This window comes from Pseudomonas sp. JAI111, from assembly GCF_024809425.1.
Lineage (GTDB): Bacteria > Pseudomonadota > Gammaproteobacteria > Pseudomonadales > Pseudomonadaceae > Aquipseudomonas.
This window is the reverse complement of the sequence record NZ_JANUCB010000004.1, coordinates 92,464-109,289: the sequence shown is the minus strand read 5'-3', so window position 1 is coordinate 109,289 and position 16,826 is coordinate 92,464. Positions and strand designations below refer to the sequence as shown.

18 protein-coding genes are annotated in these 16,826 nt (G+C 60.8%); 9 read left to right on the top strand and 9 right to left on the bottom strand.

Annotated features, from left to right (window positions below; translation table 11 throughout):
• Nucleotides 1–31: 31 nt before the first annotated feature.
• Nucleotides 32–748 (bottom strand): tellurite resistance TerB family protein, encoded by a 717-nt coding sequence (locus tag HNR03_RS14550; RefSeq protein WP_259154278.1) that lies wholly within the window; start codon nt 746–748, stop codon nt 32–34.
• A 297-nt stretch (nt 749–1,045) separates the two neighbouring features.
• Here HNR03_RS14550 and pcsA point away from each other — a divergent pair, with 297 nt between their 5' ends.
• From pcsA to HNR03_RS14535, 3 genes are all read left to right on the top strand, one after another.
• Complete coding sequence (pcsA, locus tag HNR03_RS14545; RefSeq protein ID WP_259154277.1) at nt 1,046–1,768, top strand: phosphatidylcholine synthase; 723 nt, start codon at nt 1,046–1,048, stop codon at nt 1,766–1,768.
• Between the two features lie 4 nt (nt 1,769–1,772).
• The gene (locus tag HNR03_RS14540; RefSeq protein WP_259154276.1) at nt 1,773–2,159 is read left to right on the top strand and encodes a DUF488 domain-containing protein; all 387 of its coding nucleotides are present in this window, start codon (nt 1,773–1,775) and stop codon (nt 2,157–2,159) included.
• Nucleotides 2,160–2,388: 229 nt separating this feature from the next.
• Nucleotides 2,389–3,315 (top strand): universal stress protein, encoded by a 927-nt coding sequence (locus HNR03_RS14535; RefSeq protein ID WP_259154275.1) that lies wholly within the window; start codon nt 2,389–2,391, stop codon nt 3,313–3,315.
• Between the two features lie 1,017 nt (nt 3,316–4,332).
• Here HNR03_RS14535 and HNR03_RS14530 read toward each other — a convergent pair.
• Both HNR03_RS14530 and HNR03_RS14525 read right to left on the bottom strand, forming a co-directional pair.
• Nucleotides 4,333–5,145, bottom strand: a complete 813-nt coding sequence (locus HNR03_RS14530; RefSeq protein WP_259154273.1) for a class I SAM-dependent methyltransferase — start codon at nt 5,143–5,145, stop codon at nt 4,333–4,335.
• Between the two features lie 30 nt (nt 5,146–5,175).
• On the bottom strand, nt 5,176–5,445 hold the full coding sequence (locus tag HNR03_RS14525) for a DUF4242 domain-containing protein (protein WP_222586012.1): 270 nt from the start codon (nt 5,443–5,445) through the stop codon (nt 5,176–5,178).
• Nucleotides 5,446–5,626: 181 nt separating this feature from the next.
• Between HNR03_RS14525 and HNR03_RS14520 the strand changes: the two genes are divergently transcribed.
• Nucleotides 5,627–6,619, top strand: coding sequence for an AraC family transcriptional regulator (locus HNR03_RS14520; protein ID WP_259154271.1), 993 nt, complete (start codon nt 5,627–5,629; stop codon nt 6,617–6,619).
• Between the two features lie 9 nt (nt 6,620–6,628).
• On the opposite strand, the gene HNR03_RS14515 is transcribed toward HNR03_RS14520, so the two are convergent.
• The 3 genes from HNR03_RS14515 to HNR03_RS14505 form a co-directional block, all read right to left on the bottom strand.
• Nucleotides 6,629–7,840 carry a cytochrome c biogenesis protein DipZ gene (locus tag HNR03_RS14515; protein WP_259154270.1) on the bottom strand — a complete coding sequence of 404 codons (1,212 nt, stop codon included), beginning with the start codon at nt 7,838–7,840 and terminating at the stop codon, nt 6,629–6,631.
• A gap of 172 nt (nt 7,841–8,012) precedes the next feature.
• Nucleotides 8,013–8,225, bottom strand: a complete 213-nt coding sequence (locus HNR03_RS14510) for a hypothetical protein (protein ID WP_259154269.1) — start codon at nt 8,223–8,225, stop codon at nt 8,013–8,015.
• 37 nt (nt 8,226–8,262) lie between these two features.
• A complete protein-coding gene (locus HNR03_RS14505) occupies nt 8,263–8,529 on the bottom strand; it encodes a DUF2790 domain-containing protein (protein ID WP_222586008.1) in 267 nt (88 codons plus the stop codon).
• Nucleotides 8,530–8,835: 306 nt separating this feature from the next.
• Here HNR03_RS14505 and HNR03_RS14500 point away from each other — a divergent pair, with 306 nt between their 5' ends.
• From HNR03_RS14500 to HNR03_RS14480, 5 genes are all read left to right on the top strand, one after another.
• Entirely contained in the window at nt 8,836–9,576 is a 741-nt protein-coding gene (locus tag HNR03_RS14500) for a response regulator (protein ID WP_222586007.1), read from the top strand.
• A complete protein-coding gene (locus HNR03_RS14495) occupies nt 9,573–10,883 on the top strand; it encodes a HAMP domain-containing sensor histidine kinase (RefSeq protein WP_222586006.1) in 1,311 nt (436 codons plus the stop codon). The genes HNR03_RS14500 and HNR03_RS14495 overlap by 4 nt, the downstream gene beginning before the upstream one ends.
• A 105-nt stretch (nt 10,884–10,988) precedes the next feature.
• Nucleotides 10,989–11,621: a CDP-alcohol phosphatidyltransferase family protein gene (locus tag HNR03_RS14490; RefSeq protein WP_310504505.1), complete on the top strand. Its 633-nt coding sequence runs from the start codon at nt 10,989–10,991 to the stop codon at nt 11,619–11,621.
• A complete protein-coding gene (locus HNR03_RS14485; protein ID WP_259154267.1) occupies nt 11,608–12,207 on the top strand; it encodes a 1-acyl-sn-glycerol-3-phosphate acyltransferase in 600 nt (199 codons plus the stop codon). The genes HNR03_RS14490 and HNR03_RS14485 overlap by 14 nt, the downstream gene beginning before the upstream one ends.
• Nucleotides 12,204–13,151, top strand: coding sequence for a phosphatidate cytidylyltransferase (locus HNR03_RS14480; RefSeq protein ID WP_222586003.1), 948 nt, complete (start codon nt 12,204–12,206; stop codon nt 13,149–13,151). Before HNR03_RS14485 ends, HNR03_RS14480 begins: the two co-directional genes overlap by 4 nt.
• 142 nt (nt 13,152–13,293) lie before the next feature.
• Here HNR03_RS14480 and HNR03_RS14475 read toward each other — a convergent pair whose 3' ends face one another.
• The 3 genes from HNR03_RS14475 to HNR03_RS14465 all read right to left on the bottom strand — a co-directional run bounded on the left by HNR03_RS14475 (nt 13,294) and on the right by HNR03_RS14465 (nt 16,357).
• Nucleotides 13,294–14,052: a DUF2063 domain-containing protein gene (locus HNR03_RS14475; protein WP_259154266.1), complete on the bottom strand. Its 759-nt coding sequence runs from the start codon at nt 14,050–14,052 to the stop codon at nt 13,294–13,296.
• Nucleotides 14,045–14,884: a DUF692 domain-containing protein gene (locus tag HNR03_RS14470; protein WP_259154265.1), complete on the bottom strand. Its 840-nt coding sequence runs from the start codon at nt 14,882–14,884 to the stop codon at nt 14,045–14,047. Before HNR03_RS14470 ends, HNR03_RS14475 begins: the two co-directional genes overlap by 8 nt.
• 144 nt (nt 14,885–15,028) lie before the next feature.
• Nucleotides 15,029–16,357, bottom strand: coding sequence for an acetamidase/formamidase family protein (locus HNR03_RS14465; RefSeq protein WP_259154264.1), 1,329 nt, complete (start codon nt 16,355–16,357; stop codon nt 15,029–15,031).
• Nucleotides 16,358–16,826 lie beyond the last annotated feature (469 nt).

Genomic DNA, 16,826 nt, shown 5'->3' with positions numbered 1-16,826 from the left:
GGATGGTCGGTCCGAATTCGGGAATGATCGGTCAGGCCGCGCCGCCCTTGGCCTGTTGCTCCAGATGCACTTGCAGCTCGGGATCAATTTTCAGCGCCGCCGCCAGCTCATCCAGGTAATTGCGCTCGGCATCCTGCTGATCGTCCACCAGCATCACGCTGGCCAGGTACATCTCCGCCGCCATGCCAGGATCAGTGGCCGATTGCGCCACATCCGCGGCATCCAGTGGACGGGCCACTTCGTCATCCAGCCATTGCTGCAACTGCGGGTCATCGGTATGGCGGCCGATTTCGGTGCTGATCAGCTGCTTCTCGGCATCATCGATCCGACCGTCAGCCTTCGCTGCCGCAATCAACGCGCGCAGGATCGCGTGACTGTGGTCCTCGACTTCCGGGCCCGACAACAAATCGACCGTGCGCGGTGCCTGCTGCGGCGCAGCGGCCTGGTTACGCTGCCACGCTTGATACGCCTGAAAAGCCATCATCCCCAGGGACGCCAGCGCAGCATAATTGGTGCCACCACCGGATCGACGCTGAGGCGAGCCGCCCATCGGTGAGCCGCCGCCCAGCAAACCACCGAGCAAACCACCCAGGCCACCACCGCCCATGCCTGATCCGGCTCCGCCGCCCAGCAGACCACCCAGCAATCCGCCGAGCCCGCCTTGAGGCGCCGCGCCACCGCCGCCCTGTTGTGACATCGAGCCCTGGCCGGCCCGCAGTAATTGTTCGAGCAGATCGCTGGTGTTCATGATGATGCCCTCTTTGATAGGCGTGATTCAGTCAGGCAACGATAGTCCTCGCCTGTGAATGCGCCAATGCCGTTTGGCCGACATGAAATCGGCAGAACAGGTAATCAAACGCACAGACGCCTGCTTCGTTAATACCCTGGATTTATCCGGGGTATTTTTTTGCCATCCAGCTAAGATTCACAGACGGTGAACCTTATTCCCGGATTTCCGGTCGATACCTGCAACCGAACCGGTTTGCCGCCGCCCTCTGTGATGAGGGTGATGACTGGCTTGCTTCACTTTTTGGAGAACGCCCCCGTGATATCCACCCTACACATCGCCAGGCTCAAAGCATGGGGCGCCCATGGTTTTACCGCCACCGGCGTAGTCACTGCCTTCCTCGCCACCCTCGCGCTGCTGGAAAACCAGGCCACCAACTGCCTGCTGTGGCTGGGCGTCGCCTTGATCGTCGATGGGCTGGACGGTGCGTTGGCGCGCAAGGTCAATGTGCAGTCGGTGCTGCCGAGTTTCGATGGCTCGATCCTCGATCTGGTCATCGATTACCTGACGTATGTGTTTATTCCCGCCCTGTTCATCTATCGCTACATCCCGTTGCCGGACTACACGCTGCTGCTGACCGTGTCACTGATCCTGGTCTCGTCGCTGTTCTGCTTCTGCAACGTCAACATGAAAAGCAAAGACAATTACTTCCAGGGCTTCCCCGCCGCCTGGAACGTGGTTGCCCTGTGCCTGTACATCATCGCCCCGTCGCCGTGGATCACTTTCCTCACGGTCATTGGCCTGGCTTTATTGACCGTGACGCGCATGAAGTTCCTGCATCCGTTCCGCGTGCGCAAATTTATGCCGATCAACATCGCCGTCACCGCCATCTGGTTGCTTTGCAGTTTGTCGCTGGTGGTCAACCATCCGGTCATCAACCCAATGGTGATGGGCCTGTGGTTGCTGATGTCGGCGTATTTCCTTGGCATCTGCATCTGGCGCACGGCGCTGGAGTGGTTTGACGGATCGCGAAACAAGTAACGCCATGGCCATCCACATCGTTCGACTCGGTTCGCCCCGCTCGCCTGACGAAGGCCTGCGCATCGGCACGGTACGCCGCCCACCCCGGGGCGTGCCCAAGGCCGAGTTTGCCAGTCGTGATTTTTACGACGTCTGGCAACCGCTGCTGTCGCCCAGCGCGGAACTGGTCGCCGAGGCCAAGGCGGCGGTCGATGCAAAAGACTGGGAGGCCTTCCGACGCAAGTTCAAGGCCGAAATGAACCACCCCGCCCCCCACCAGCTGCTGGACCTGCTGGCCGCCCTCTCCCATCAAACCTCGCTGGCCGTCGGCTGCTATTGCGAGGAAGAGGCGCATTGTCACCGTTCGGTGTTGCGCGAGCTGCTGGAGGCGCGGGGCGCCAAGGTTGTCTAGCTAAAACAACACCCAAATCCCTGTGGGAGCGAGCCTGCTCGCGATAGCGATTTATCATTCAGCATGAGTGTTGACTGACACTCCGCTATCGCGAGCAGGCTCACTCCCACAGGGATTTAGTGTTTTCAGAGATTGAGGCAGGCCAACGAGCTTGCTGGCGATCTTGGTCAATACTAAAGATCAGATGTTCAACCAGTGACCGCTGTCTCCTTACTCCGGGAGGTTCGTCATGTCCGAACAATCACGCTTCATGCTGGTCGCCTCGCCCCTGATGGAGCACAGCCCCGCCTTCGACCGGGCTGCAGCGCTGGCCAAGGCCGAAGGCGCGGCGCTGCACATCGTGGCGTTCGACTATCTGGAAGGCCTGGCCACCGCCAGCATGGTCAACGAAAAGGCCCTGGAGCAGATGCGCCTGGGCTACGTCGATCGCCACCGCCAGTGGCTTGAAGATCAGGCTCGCCCCCTGCGCAAGATCGGCGTGCACGTCACCACCGAGGTGGCATGGGTGGAACGCCCGCTGGAGGAGATTCTGATTCACCTCAAAGAGCAGCCGATGGATGTGCTGATCAAGGCACTGGAGCACCAATCGCTGCTGTCGCGGCTGATGTTTACCCCGCTCGACGTGCACCTGCTGCGCGAGTGTCCGGTGCCGCTGCATTTCGTCAGCCACGCCGTTAACGCCCTGCCACGCAAGATCGTCGCTGCGATCGATCCCTTCCACCGTGATGATCACTATAAAACCTTCAACGACCGGATCCTTCACGAAGCCTCGAAACTGGCCAGTGCCTGTAACGCCGAGCTGGACGTGGTCTACGCCTATGACCTTTCCTCCATCACTTCCGACGAATTCGGCTTTGACAAAGGCTCGGGGTATTTCTCATCGAGCAAGGCCAAGACCTTGTTCGACTGTCAGGAAGAGGCCTTTAACGAATTGGCCGAACGCAATGGCATTGGGCTCGAGCAACGGCACATGATCATGGGCAGTCCGACCAAAGTCCTGACCCGTTATGCTGATGCCTTTGACATTGATGTGCTCGTTATGGGCCGCATCGGCCATCGCGGGCTGGGGCGGTTTGTTGGCAGTACGGTGGAGCACCTGCTGTACAAAATGCCGTGCAGCGTTTGGGTGGTGTATACCGAGCGGCTGGATGAGTGATTGCCCCACAACCAGGATTGGGTACATATCCGTTTTTTTGGTAACGGCGGCTATTGGTTCCGCCCTGACGGCGGGTTACTTGGAAGAGCGCCAAGTAACCAAGCGCTCGCGCCCCTGACGTACGGTGCCTCGCCTAGGCTCGGCATGCCCTCACTCCGGTCCTGCTCCGTGGGCCCGCCGCCATCGGCCATCCATGGCCGGGGGCGGCTAACCCGGCATCCATGCCGGGTTGCCCACTGCGCAGAACCTGCGTTCGGCCTCCCGACGGGGCAGATCAAGATCAAGATCAAAAGCTGAAGGCGAGCTAACGCTCGGCCTGATGAGTGGTGAGAAGCGACGGGGGTACACCGTCAAATGTGGGAGCGAGCTTGCTCGCGATGAGGCCCTGTCAGTCGGCTGTGATGTTGCCTGTAATGCCGCCATCGCGAGCAAGCTCGCTCCCACAGATATTGAGTACATCGGCCAAAGCAACGTTGGCCGGAAGGCCTCCTCGCGGTTTGATGTTGATCGTTCCCACGCTCCGCGTGGGAATGCATCCCGTGACGCTCCGCGTCACCATCGCGCAGGACTCAAGTCTGGTGTCGACAGCGGAACGCAGAGCGTCCCCGGCGGCATTCCCACGCGGAGCGTGGGAACGATCAGGACGCGTAAGCGTTGAGCAAACAGGTCGGCCGGTAGGCCGCCTCGTTTTGCTTTGGCACTGCACGCCGCCTCGAGAGGCCGAGCGCAGGTTCTGCGCAGTGGGCAACCCGGCATGGATGCCGGGTTAGCCGCCCCCGGCCATGGATGGCCGATGGCGGCGGGCCCACGGAGCAGGACCGGAGCGAGGGCATGCCGAGCCTTGGCGAGGCACCGAACGTCAGGGGCAAAAGCGCTTGGTTACTTGGCGCTTTTCCAAGTGACCCGCTGTAAAAGCGGAACCAATAGCCGCCGTTACCCAAGTAACGGATATGCCCCCAACCACAACCCCAAAGTAAACAGCATCACGTTCCCACAGGAGGTTGGCATGTTGAAAGTTCACCGTCGCGTAATGACAACCTCCAGATATTCACTAGGCACCACCAACGATTTTTCACCCGCCCGATTCATCCGATTGATCAGCTCCGTCAGATCACTTTCAAGAGCCCTGGCACCATCAGCAGGCAACACCGCAAACGCCTTGTGCAGCGGCCCGTACCAGTTACGGAACACATCAATGAAGTGCGCCGCCGAGCGATAACGAAAATTGAAAGTCCGCCGCGTAACCTGGACCAGAAAGTCGCGCTCATCGAAATGCTCATGCAACCAGGGTTCCGCCCCCCAATTCGAAGGAGATGGCGCCCCTGCCGGCGGTGGCAAGTGCTGACCCAGGGTCTTGAACATCTGGCCGACAAAACCCTCAGGCGTCCAGTTGGCCAAGCCGATACGCCCACCAGGGCGACACACCCTGGCCAGTTCTGACGCGGCTTTGGCCTGATCCGGGGTAAACATCACACCAAACGTCGACAGCACGGCATCGAAACTGCCGTCGGCAAACGGCAGCGCCTCGGCGTCGGCCACCTGGAAGGTCACCTCCAGGCGTTCGGCCCGGGCGCGGTCTTCCCCGCGTTCCAGCAGCGCCGCAACATAGTCGGTCGAGGTCACGTAGCAGCCACGGCGTGCGGCGGCGAGGGTCGCATTGCCGTTGCCAGCGGCCACGTCCAGCACCAGCTCATCACACAGCAGGTCGCAGGCTTCGGCCAGTTGCTCGCCGACAATCTGCAACGTGGTGCCGATCACGGCATAGTCGCCGCTGGCCCACGCGGCCATCTGGCGGTTTTTCAAGGCAGTAAGATCAATGGGGGTACTCATCAAGTCTGCTCCGTACGGGTCTGCCTCGGCTTATTCCGCCGTGGTCGGATCGATGATGTTCATGACCTGGGAAATGCGATTGGCTGGAAAACCACTCTGCCGGGCGTGCTCCTTGATCAGCTCTTCGCTTGGCGAGATGTACACGCAGTACAGCCTGTCACCCGTGACATAACTCTGAACCCACTGCACTTCAGGCAAATCGCGCAATGTCCGGCAGGACTTCTGCGATGCCGCTTTCAAATCCCTTTCTGACAGTGTTCCAGCACCTGGAATATCGCGTTCTATAACGAACTTAGGCATGGCAACCTCTCACTGTTGTTATTGATGACAGGGTCGGCAGTGGCCCTGTGCGCAAACTATCGCTCTGCCGACTTGCGACGTCCTGCCCGATCGTCGGCCAACACTGTCCGATCGTCCGGAGATTTCGCACAGCGGCACCACACGTTCACAATCGAAAGCATTCGCCAGCACGGAAACCGTCATGGATGCCCTGTCCCAGACCCTGCGTGTCGTGCGCCTGGTCGGCGCGATTTTCATCAATGCCAGGTTCACTGCGCCCTGGTGCTATCAGTCGCCCAGCGCCGACACGGCCGCGCCGTTTCTGGAGCCCGGCGCCGAGCGCGTGGTGATCTTTCACTTGATCACTGAAGGCGAGTGCTACGTCGAGCTCGATGATCAGCCGCCGCTGCTGCTGACGGCCGGCGATGTGGTGGTGTTTCCCCAAGGGGACGCACATCGCATGAGCTCCAAACCCGGGCTTGCACCGGCCACGGGTGCGCGGCTGGACGTGGTGCTGGCGCGCCGTCCCCGGCAACTGAGTTATGGCGGTGGCGGCGCGGTGACACGCCTGGTGTGCGGCTACCTGGCGTGCGACAAGCGGCTGGCGGGCTTGATGCTGACGGGGTTGCCGACGGTTGTACGGGTCAATGTGCGCGGCTCGAATGCGGGTATCTGGCTCGAATCTTCGGTGCGTTATGCGCTGGCCGAAGCGCGTTCGCCCAGGCCCGGTGGTGAAGGCGTGTTGGCCAAACTGGCCGAGGTGCTGTTCATCGAGGTGTTGCGCCTGTACATGAACGAACACGGTGAAGGTCGGACCGGATGGCTGGCGGGTGTCAGCGACCGGATCGTCGGCGCTGCCCTCAACGCGTTGCACAAAAAGCCCTGTCACGCCTGGACCCTGGAGGAGCTGGCGCGCACCGCCGGCACGTCCAGGTCGGTGTTGGCGGAGCGCTTTGCCTGTCTGGTGGGGAGCTCGCCAATGCAGTACCTGACGCAATGGCGCATGTTGCTGGCGGCCAACCTGTTACGCAGCAGTAACAGTTCGTTGATGCGGATTGCCGAAGAAGTGGGTTACCAGACCGACACGGCGTTCAGCCGGGCCTTTCGTCGTGAGTACGGCGCGCCACCGGCGGCATGGCGCCGCAGTCAGGAGAAAAAACCAATGGCCCACGGCGTGCTGCCTGTGAGCCATTGATATCGAGGGTTACGCGGCAGGTGCCTTGGCCTCTTCCAGCAGTTGCTGAATCATCTTTTCCTGAGTCTCGTAGCTGCCTTCGCCAAAGTGGGTGTAACGCACCTGGCCCTTGGCGTCGATCAGGTAGTGAGCGGGCCAGTACTGGTTGTCGAATGCACGCCAGATCGCGTAGTTGTTGTCGATGGCCACCGGGTAGGTGATGCCGAGCTTTTTCACCTGATCCTTGACGTTATCGATGATGCGTTCGAAACCGTATTCGGGGGTGTGGACGCCAATCACCACCAGGCCATCCTTCTCGTATTTCTTCGCCCAGTCCTTCACGTACGGCAAGGTGTGCTGGCAGTTGATGCAGTCGAAGGTCCAGAAGTCCACCAGCACCACTTTGCCTTTCAGGGAATCGTTGCTCAGGGCTGGCGAGTTGAGCCATTGGACCGCGCCGGACAGCGACGGCATGGCGCCTTGGGCGTTGTCCATGGACGTATCGGCCTTGACCTTGCTGACGAAGTAGTCGACCACTTTCGGCACGTTTTCCAGTACACCTTTCTCCAGGCTGCTGACGCCTTCGGACGAGGTGCCGGCCAGCAGCGTTTTGTCGGCGCCGGTGGAAATCACCGCGGCAGCGGCCAACACCGCCACACCGGCACCCCGACGCAGCCAACCGGTGACCGGGATCGATGCTTTCAAGCGATTGACCAGGCCGCGACCGGCGAAGATCAAGGTGCCCAGGGACAGCGCGCTGCCCAGGCCGTACGCCAGCAGCAACAGACTGGTCTGCGCATTGGCGCCTTGCAGCATGGCACCGGTAAGAATCACCCCAAGGATCGGCCCGGCACAGGGTGCCCAGAGCAGCCCGGTGGCCACGCCAATCATCACCGATCTCAAGGGGCCGGACATTTTGCGGGTGTCCGGGTCGAGGCGATTGCCCAACGCCACGAACGGACGGGCCAGCCAGTCACCGACACGGGCGGAAATCAGCGACAGGGCGAACAATCCCATCACGATCAGGGCGATGTGGCGGCCGGTGTTGTTGGCTCGCACCACCCATTCGCTGCTGACCACGGCCAGGCTGGAGATCAGGGCGAAGGTCAGGACCATGCCGCCAAGCGTGAGCAAGATCGATGAGCGTGTGCGTTTGACACCGGCGAACAGGAACGGCACGACCGGCAGGATGCAGGGGCTGAGGACGGTCAATATGCCGCCCAGGAACGCGATGAGAAACATGGGATCACCTAAACATGTGGGGGGGGTGCCGATTCCCACCGATCCTTGTGGGAGCGGGCTTGACCGCGAAGGCGGAGTGTCAGTCGACATCAATGTTGAATGTACTGGCCTCTTCGCGAGCAAGCCCGCTCCCACAGGGGATTGGCGGTGGGCGCAAAACAGTGACCGGGCCTCAAGCCGTCTGGTCATCCAGCTGTTGACCCTGCGGCGTACGGCTCGAACCGTCCTGTGCCAGGAAGGCATTACCGGCCTGCTCCGCCACCGGCGTCAGCTGGAAGCACGTGGCACTGCCACAGGTTTTCTGTTCGACAGCGACATTGGCATGGGCCGCCGCACCGGCAATGGAGAAGGCAACAGCGGTCAAATAGCGAGTGACGTTGATCATGATGTTCTTCCTGTTTCAAAGGGGATTGGCAAAGGACTCAGTTGTCGGTGGTGCAACCATCGGCAAATTTGCTGTAATCGAGTACCTGGGTTTTGTCGTGGGAATCCAGGTAGGTCATCTGGGCATTGACGATCCCGCAGGAAGGCGTGGCGTCCTGTTTCAACGACAGCACTTTCTTGATGTCCAGGTGGGTGCCGTAGGTGTAGGTTTTAGCGGTGACATCGGCAGCTTCGGCGCGGGCCGCCAAAGTGCAGATGTTCAGGGCGGCAAACAGGCAAGCGGCGTAGATGGCTTTGGTATTCATGATGGTTTCCTCATGGCTTCAATGGATAGGTCGTTCATCTGGGCCGAGGCGGTCTGGAGTGCCTCGATGGAACCTATTAGAAGCCTGCGAGGTATCTCGTCTGTGTCGAAAACAGGCGCGTGTAAATCGTTGCGTATCAAAGCCCGCCCCTGATACAGAGCGATACAAAACCACTGAAAACGAGCGTTTTTGCGTCTGCGTGTATCCGTCGCCACGGCAGATACACTGCAATACAAAGGGCTGCGGGCGAGCGGGCAAAGGCTCGATAGACTGCGTGACATCCCCCATTGATAGAGGCTTGGCTCCATGGAACATGTCGATCACATTCTCATCGTCGACGATGACCGCGAGATCCGCGAGCTGGTGGGCAACTACCTGAAGAAGAACGGCTTGCGCACCACCGTCGTCGCCGACGGGCGCCAGATGCGCGCCTTTCTCGAAACCACGCCGGTTGACCTGATCGTGCTCGACATCATGATGCCGGGCGACGATGGCCTGCTGCTCTGCCGCGAATTGCGCGCCGGTAAACACAAGGCCACGCCAGTGCTGATGCTGACCGCGCGCAACGATGAAACCGACCGCATCATCGGCCTGGAAATGGGTGCTGACGATTACCTGGTCAAGCCGTTCGCCGCCCGTGAACTGCTCGCGCGTATCAACGCCGTGCTGCGCCGCACGCGGATGCTGCCGCCGAACCTGGTGGTCACTGAAAGCGGCCGTCTGCTGGCTTTCGGACGCTGGCGCCTGGACACCTCGGCCCGCCACCTGCTCGACGAAGACGGCACCATGGTTGCGCTCAGCGGTGCCGAATACCGTTTGCTGCGGGTGTTTCTCGATCACCCGCAACGGGTGCTCAATCGTGACCAGCTCCTCAACCTGACCCAAGGCCGCGACGCCGACTTGTTCGACCGCTCCATCGACTTGCTGGTCAGCCGCTTGCGCCAGCGCTTGCTCGACGATGCCCGCGAACCGGCGTACATCAAGACCGTGCGCAGCGAAGGCTATGTGTTTTCGCTGCCGGTGGAAGTGCTCGGGGCGCCTTCATGAAGCTGGCAATTCGTTGGCCACGCACCCTCGCCTCGCGACTGTCGCTGATCTTCCTGATCGGCTTGATCCTCGCGCAGGCGCTGTCCTTCGGCGCGCAGTATTACGAGCGCTACGAAAGCGCGAAAAACACCATGCTGGGCAATCTGGAAACCGACGTCTCAACGTCCATCGCCATCCTGGACCGCTTGCCCGCCGAAGAACGGGCGAGCTGGCTGAAACAACTGGATCGGCGCAATTACCGTTATTTGCTCAATGAAGGCTCGCCGGGCACCAGCATGCGCGACACGCCCATGGCAATGACATCGATCAAGGACGCCATCGGTAAGGATTACCCGATGAACGTGACTGACATCCCGGGTCCGCAAAAGCACTTTCAGGTCCACCTGAAACTGGCGGACGGCAGCCCGGTCACCATCGACGTCCGGCCATCCATGGTGCCGCTGTCGCCGTGGCTGCCCGTCGTGCTGCTGGGCCAGTTGGCACTGATGATTCTCTGCACCTGGCTGGCCGTGAAAATCGCTATCCGTCCCCTCACCCGCCTCGCCCAGGCCGTGGACAACCTCGACCCCAACACCCACGCGGTGCTGCTGGATGAAAACGGCCCGACCGAAGTCGCCCATGCCGCCATCGCCTTCAATTCGATGCAGGCGCGTATCGCGGCGTACCTCAAGGAGCGCATGCAACTGCTGGCGGCGATTTCCCACGACCTGCAAACCCCGATCACCCGCATGAAACTGCGCGCCGAGTTCATGGACGACTCCAGCGAGAAAGACAAACTGTGGAACGACCTCGGTGAAATGGAACACTTGGTGCGCGAAGGCGTGGCCTATGCCCGCAGCGTTCACGGCGCCACCGAAGAAAGCCGCCGCACCGACCTCGATTCGTTCCTCGACAGCCTGGTGTTCGACTATCAGGACATGGGCAAGGACGTGCAGCTCAATGGCAAAAGTGGCGCGGTGATCGACACCCGGCCCCATGCATTGCGCCGGGTCCTGGTGAACCTCACGGACAACGCGCTGAAGTTTGCCGGGGCGGCTGAACTGTGGGTAGAAACAAAAAACGGCAACCTGTCGGTCAAGGTCATGGACCGCGGTCCCGGCATTGCCAAAGAGGAACTGGCCCATGTGATGGAGCCTTTTTACCGGGTGGAGAATTCACGCAATCGCAGCACAGGCGGCACCGGTTTGGGCCTGGCGATTGCCCAGCAGTTGGCATTGGCCATCGGCGGATCGTTGACCTTGAGTCAGCGTGAGGGCGGCGGATTGTGTGCGGAGTTGAAGTTGCCGCTTCGACCTGTCAGTCAGTAAACAGGCACAAGGGCGAAGGATAGCCTCTATAGTGTCGGACACAGTCGCGCAACGCGCCGCTGTGCTGCTCCCGATAGCAACTGACACCTATATGGATATTGGCAAATGGACGACAACAGAAGGCCCATCAAGACGCGCTCTGCGGGCTGGGCAAAACACCTCACCGACCTTTTGGTGAAACGAGACATATCCCCCAATCAGATCTCCGTCGCCAGCATCGCCTTTGCGCTCGCTGGCGCAGTGGCGCTGAACATCGATAACGGCCTTGTCGGCTCGATCATTTGCGCGGTGGGCATTCAATTGCGCTTGCTGTGCAACCTCTTCGACGGGATGGTGGCGATCGAGGGCGGCAGGAAATCCGACATCGGCAGCCTCTACAACGAATTCCCCGACCGCATTGCCGACAGCCTGCTGATCATCGCCCTCGGGTATGCCATCGGGCATGCCGACCTGGGCTGGTTCGCAGCGTTGGCCGCTGCGCTGACGGCGTACGTGCGGGTATTTGGTGGCTCGATCGGTTTGAAACAGAGCTTCATGGGGCCGATGGCCAAGCAGCATCGAATGGCCGTGATGACCGGCGCGCTGGTGCTCAATGCAATCGAAACCAGCCTCTATGGCACTCACTACAGCCTGTTGATCGCACTGATCGTGATCGCCGCCGGATCGGCCGCGACCTGTGTCACGCGCACCCTGGCCATCTCCCGTCAGCTCAAGGAGAACGCCCATGTGGATCAGTAACGCACTGATTTCGGTCCTTCGATTCCTCATCGGCGTCACGGCCCGATGGGAAAGCCCGCCGGACCTGACGCGCCAGCGCATCTACTTCGCCAACCACACCAGCCACATGGACACCCTGGCAATCATCGCGGCCCTGCCGCCCGAAGCCCGGATAAACGTGAAACCCGTGGCAGCCGCCGACTATTGGGGCAAGAACGCGTTTCTGTCGTACATCTCGCAGAAAGGCCTGAATGCGGTGTTGATCGAGCGAAATCCAGCGCCCGGCGTCAACGTGCTCGAGCCGATTTTCGATGTGGTGCGCGCCGGTCATTCGATCATCATTTTTCCGGAAGGCACGCGCGGCAACCAGCCGTTGCCCGGCCCTTTCAAATCGGGTCTGTACCGCTTGGCCGAGACGTTCCCCGAGGTCGACCTGGTGCCCATCTACCTGGAAAACCTGCATCGCTCCATGCCAAAAGGCAAACACGTGCCGTTGCCCATCATCTGCACGATCCGCATCGGCGACCCGATGCAACGGATCGACGGTGAGGAAAAACAGCAGTTTCTGGACCGGGCGCGTGATGCGATTGTGAGGTTGGCAGAATGAATCTTGACCAAAAGTTTTTGTGGTTCTTCGGCGCCATCGCCGGCCTGTTGGCGATCGCCTCGATCATCGGCCGGATCCTGGCCAGCCGCGCTAAATCAGAAAGCTCGATGTCGACCATCGAGAACCTCAACCAGCGGGTCAACGCCTGGTGGGGAATGGTCATCATCTTCTTCGTATCCTACCTGCTGGGCGGGAACGCGACGGTCATTCTGTTCGGCTTCATTTCCCTGTTCGCACTCAGGGAATTCATCACCCTGACACCGACACGGCTGGGCGACCACAACGCGTTGTTCTCGGCGTTTTTCATTCTGATTCCGCTGCAATACGTGTTGATCGGCACGCACTGGTATTCGCTGTTCACGCTGTTGATTCCGGTGTACGCCTTCCTGCTGTTGCCGGCGATTGCGGTGCTGAGCCAGGACACCGACGCCTTCTTGGAACGGGCGGCCAAGATTCAGTGGGGGGTGATGATTTGCGTGTATTGCATCAGTCACGCGCCGGCCCTGTTGCTGCTGGACCTGGAGGGCTTCAAGGGCCAGAACGCGCTGCTGCTGTTCTACCTGGTGTTTGTCGTGCAGATGAGTGACGTGCTGCAGTACGTATTCGGCAAGCTCTTTGGCAAGCACAAGGTTGCGCCGCTGGTGAGTCCGTCGAAAACCGTGGAAGGCCTGGTGGGCGGCGGACTGTCAGCGACGCTGATTGGCGGGTGCATGTTCTGGATGACACCATTCAACTTTTGGCAGTCTCTGTTGATGTCGTTGGTGATTGTGGTGATGGGGTTTCTGGGCGGACTGGTCATGTCGGCAATCAAGCGCAGCCTTAGCGCCAAGGACTGGGGAACCATGATCAAGGGGCATGGCGGCATGCTGGACCGGATGGATTCGATCTGCTTTGCGGCACCGATCTTCTTTCACCTGACGCGGTATTTTTTCTCCGCTCAATAAAACAGACACCACCAATCCCTGTGGGAGCGGGCTTGCCCGCGATGAGGCTGGCACATCCAACATTGATGTTGGCTGATAATCCGCCATCGCGGGCAAGCCCGCTCCCACAGGGGTTCTCGGGTGTTTGGGGGATTGTGTTCATTCAGGCAGTCACGCCCACGACTCCTTCCCCATGCATCTGCCGCAACAACGCCGCGCCACTCTCCATGAAAGCCTGTGATCCAGCGGCCCCCGCCTCTGCCGCCAGACCTTCCAGCTGCGCCCGCCCATCCAGCTCGGGAAATTCTTCGATCCGCTGCAACAAGCGCCATGCCAACGGGCTCAGTTCGGAAAACTTCACACTCCAGTCTTCTGCCCGACGCACCAACAATAACGTTGGCTGAGGCGGTGCAATGTCTGGCTGATGATCCGGCCCCACCAATTGCACCGGCCACGCATAGGCCAACGGCCAGGCCAGCGGCGACACTTGCAATGGCCGCTCCAGGAGCTGACCGACGTCGCTCGGCGCCAATGGCTCGGCTTCGGACTGCTGCAACGCCATTTCGACCCACTCGTAATGCGCCAGCTCGACCATAAATGGCGGCCACTCGTCCTCTCTCAATGCCTGCGGTCCAGAGGCCAGGAACTCGACGAACTCCTGGGCGATTTCGCCGAACTTCGGCGTGCGTGCGCGGTGGTCCCGCAGGAAGATCCGAACCAGCGTGCGCCAGTGTTCATCACCGAGAATCTTGATCAGCACCGGAAACGTGCCGCTAAGCAGCGACGACAGGTTGGCGAAGATCAGCTCACGGTAAACCTGCGCCCGTACGGCGTTCATTTCACCGGGCGGCGCGCAGTGATCGGGGTCTCGCAGGTAAAGCCCCATCGCCGTTTGCTGTTGAAACAGACTGGGCTTATCCACGGTTCACCCCCTCTGTTTGCAAGCGGCGAATGGTCTGCAATTCGGCGACCAGTTCAGAGAACGCCGGGAAATTGAAATCCCGCTCCAGCAACGTCGGTTGCGCGCCAAACCGGGCATACGCCTCGGCCAGCAACGACCAGACCGCCGGTTTCACCGAAGCGCCATGGGTGTCGATTTTCAAGCTGTCCGACTCATCGAAGTGCCCGGCCACGTGCATCGCCACCACCCGCCCCGAATCGATGCCGGCCAGAAAGGCCTGCGGATCAAAGCCATGATTGATCGAGTTGACGTACACGTTGTTGACGTCGAGCAGCAGGTCGCAATCGGCTTCGCGCAACACCGCGTTGGTGAACGTCACCTCGTCCATGTCCTGCTGCGGCGCGGCGTAATAGGAGACGTTTTCCACCGCCAGGCGCCGACCGAGAATGTCCTGGGCCTGGCGAATCCGCGCGGCAACGTGGTGCACCGCTTCTTCGGTGAACGGCAATGGCAACAGGTCATACAGGTGACCGTCGTCGCCGCAATAACTCAGGTGCTCGCTGTACAGCGGCACGTTGTAGTGATCGAGGAACACTCGCACTTCCTGAAGAAACCCGACGTCCAGCGGCGCCGGCCCGCCCAGGGACAAGGACAAACCGTGACAGGACAATGGAAAGCGCTCGGCCAAGGCTCGCAGTGCATGACCGTGGGCGCCGCCAATGCCGATCCAGTTCTCTGGCGCGACTTCCAGAAAATCGAAATCGCCGGCCCGGGCTGCCTGTAGGTCCTTCATTAATCCGCGACGCAGGCCCAGCCCGACGGTCGCTTTCGCTGAGGTGATGGGGGTTTGCATGCTGTCGATCTCACGGGTGGCCGGAACGGATTCACAGTTAACCGAAGCGGTGTATCGGCACTGTGTTCCGGTGCGGCAGAAAATCGTGGCGGATGTATCGAGGACGGGTCTGTACACACTTCGGTACAGACCCGTCGATAGGCATTACGCCAGGTCGTATTTCTCGCGCACCAGATGGCCGATGCCGATGCGGTCGAGGACGTGCATCGGGCACAGGAACGTCACGCGGACGGTGCCGGGCAAGCGGCTGATGTCGATGGAGCCGGTGATGGTCGCGCGGTTGAGCACTTCGTCGTACGGCAAGCCGGTGACCGACGCTGCGCGCTTCAAACCGTTCTCGACAGCGACGTTGAGGTTCTCGCCGCTGCCGATGAAAGTAATCGGGCCGCTCTGCTCTATGTCGTGCTGGCCCCAACGCTCGCCCAGTTCGCGGACTTTCTGCCGTTGCTCGGCGTTCATCGGCCGGGCCATCGGTGGCAGGTCGTCGAGGTTTTGCAGGAGGATCGGCCCTTCCAGCGTCAGATTCTTCACCACCTCCACCACCACTTCGGTTTCCCCGGAGCAATCGGTGGCGTGTCCGGCGATCTCGCCGTTGCCTTGCTGGGCGTGCATGTCGCCCATGTAAACGCCGGCACCCGGCACTTTTACCGGGCAGATCAGCACACAGCCTTCGCGGATCGAGTTGGTGTCCATGTGGCCGTCGGTCTTGGCCGCGTGCAGTTCTTCGCGGGTCATGCCGAAACGGTGCGGTGCATTGATCAGGTATTGGCCGAAATCGGCGCAGTTGTGCGAGTCGGGCAAATCACGCGACGGCGTGGTGCCGATGTTGCCGAGGAACGGGCGCATGTGGGCGGCGACGCCGGGGATGTCGGCGCGGGCCAGGGACAGGATCGAGTGTTGGGCGGCGAACTCCGGCAACGCCGACATTTCGGACGCGTTGCCGGCCAGTTGATTGGCGATGTCCTGGTTGACGGTCAGGCTGACCTGGTTTTGCGCGTCGAAGACGATCACATAACCGTGGCTGAAGCGAAACGCGCTGACTTCGGCGCCGCAGTGGTTACAGCGAATCGAGTCCTCACCGATGCCTTCGACATGGCTGGCCGGGTGCTCGGTGCCGCATTTGGCGCAGAATTTCGAGACAAACGGGTCGCCGTTGTAACGGCCCTCGACGAAGCTCATGACCCCGGACGAGGTCGCCAAGGACGTGACGCGCATGCGTTTGATCTTGATCGCCACGGCGTCGCCGATCTCGGCGCCGGCGATGGCCACCGGTTGGGTCACTTCGTGGCCGCCCTCAAAGGCCGGCGTAATCATCGGCCCCCAGCAGCCCGGCGGCGTGCCGGTGATCAAGGTGCCGCCGTCAGCCAGAGGGCCGAGCATCGGCTGGCTGGGGCCTATAAGGCCGTTGGTGTACTGATCGACGCGCAGGCGATGGACGGGTTTCTGTTCGGTTTCAGGCAGGAGCGTGGTCATTATTGTCCCCTTGACGGAGTCACGAGCGAAGACGGTCGCCTGATGCGACGACCATGAAAGTGCCTCGACAGCCCCGTTTCTCGGGCGCTGAACAGCCTTTACAGTTCATCGCGGGTTTGTATCTGGTCTGTGTTCGGAGGTAGCGGGGAATGCAGCGGAATGTATCGGGGCGGCGGCTGGATACAGTGCGATACACACGCCCCTTCAGGTCACCAATGAACCCTGTGGGAGCGGGCTTGCCCGCGATGGCGGTGTGTCTGGCGAAAAATATGTTGGATGCATTGGCCTCATCGCGGGCAAGCCCGCTCCCACAGGGTTCAGCGTCAAGCCGAAGTTGCGGGGGAATGTGAGCTTTCGTCGCTCAAGGCGGCGGCGCGCGGCCCGCGAACTAAACTTACTGCACGCAGGACGAGCTTGCTCGCCCTGTTCAATCCCACGACCACCGCCCAGAGGTGAATGCCTCTACCCG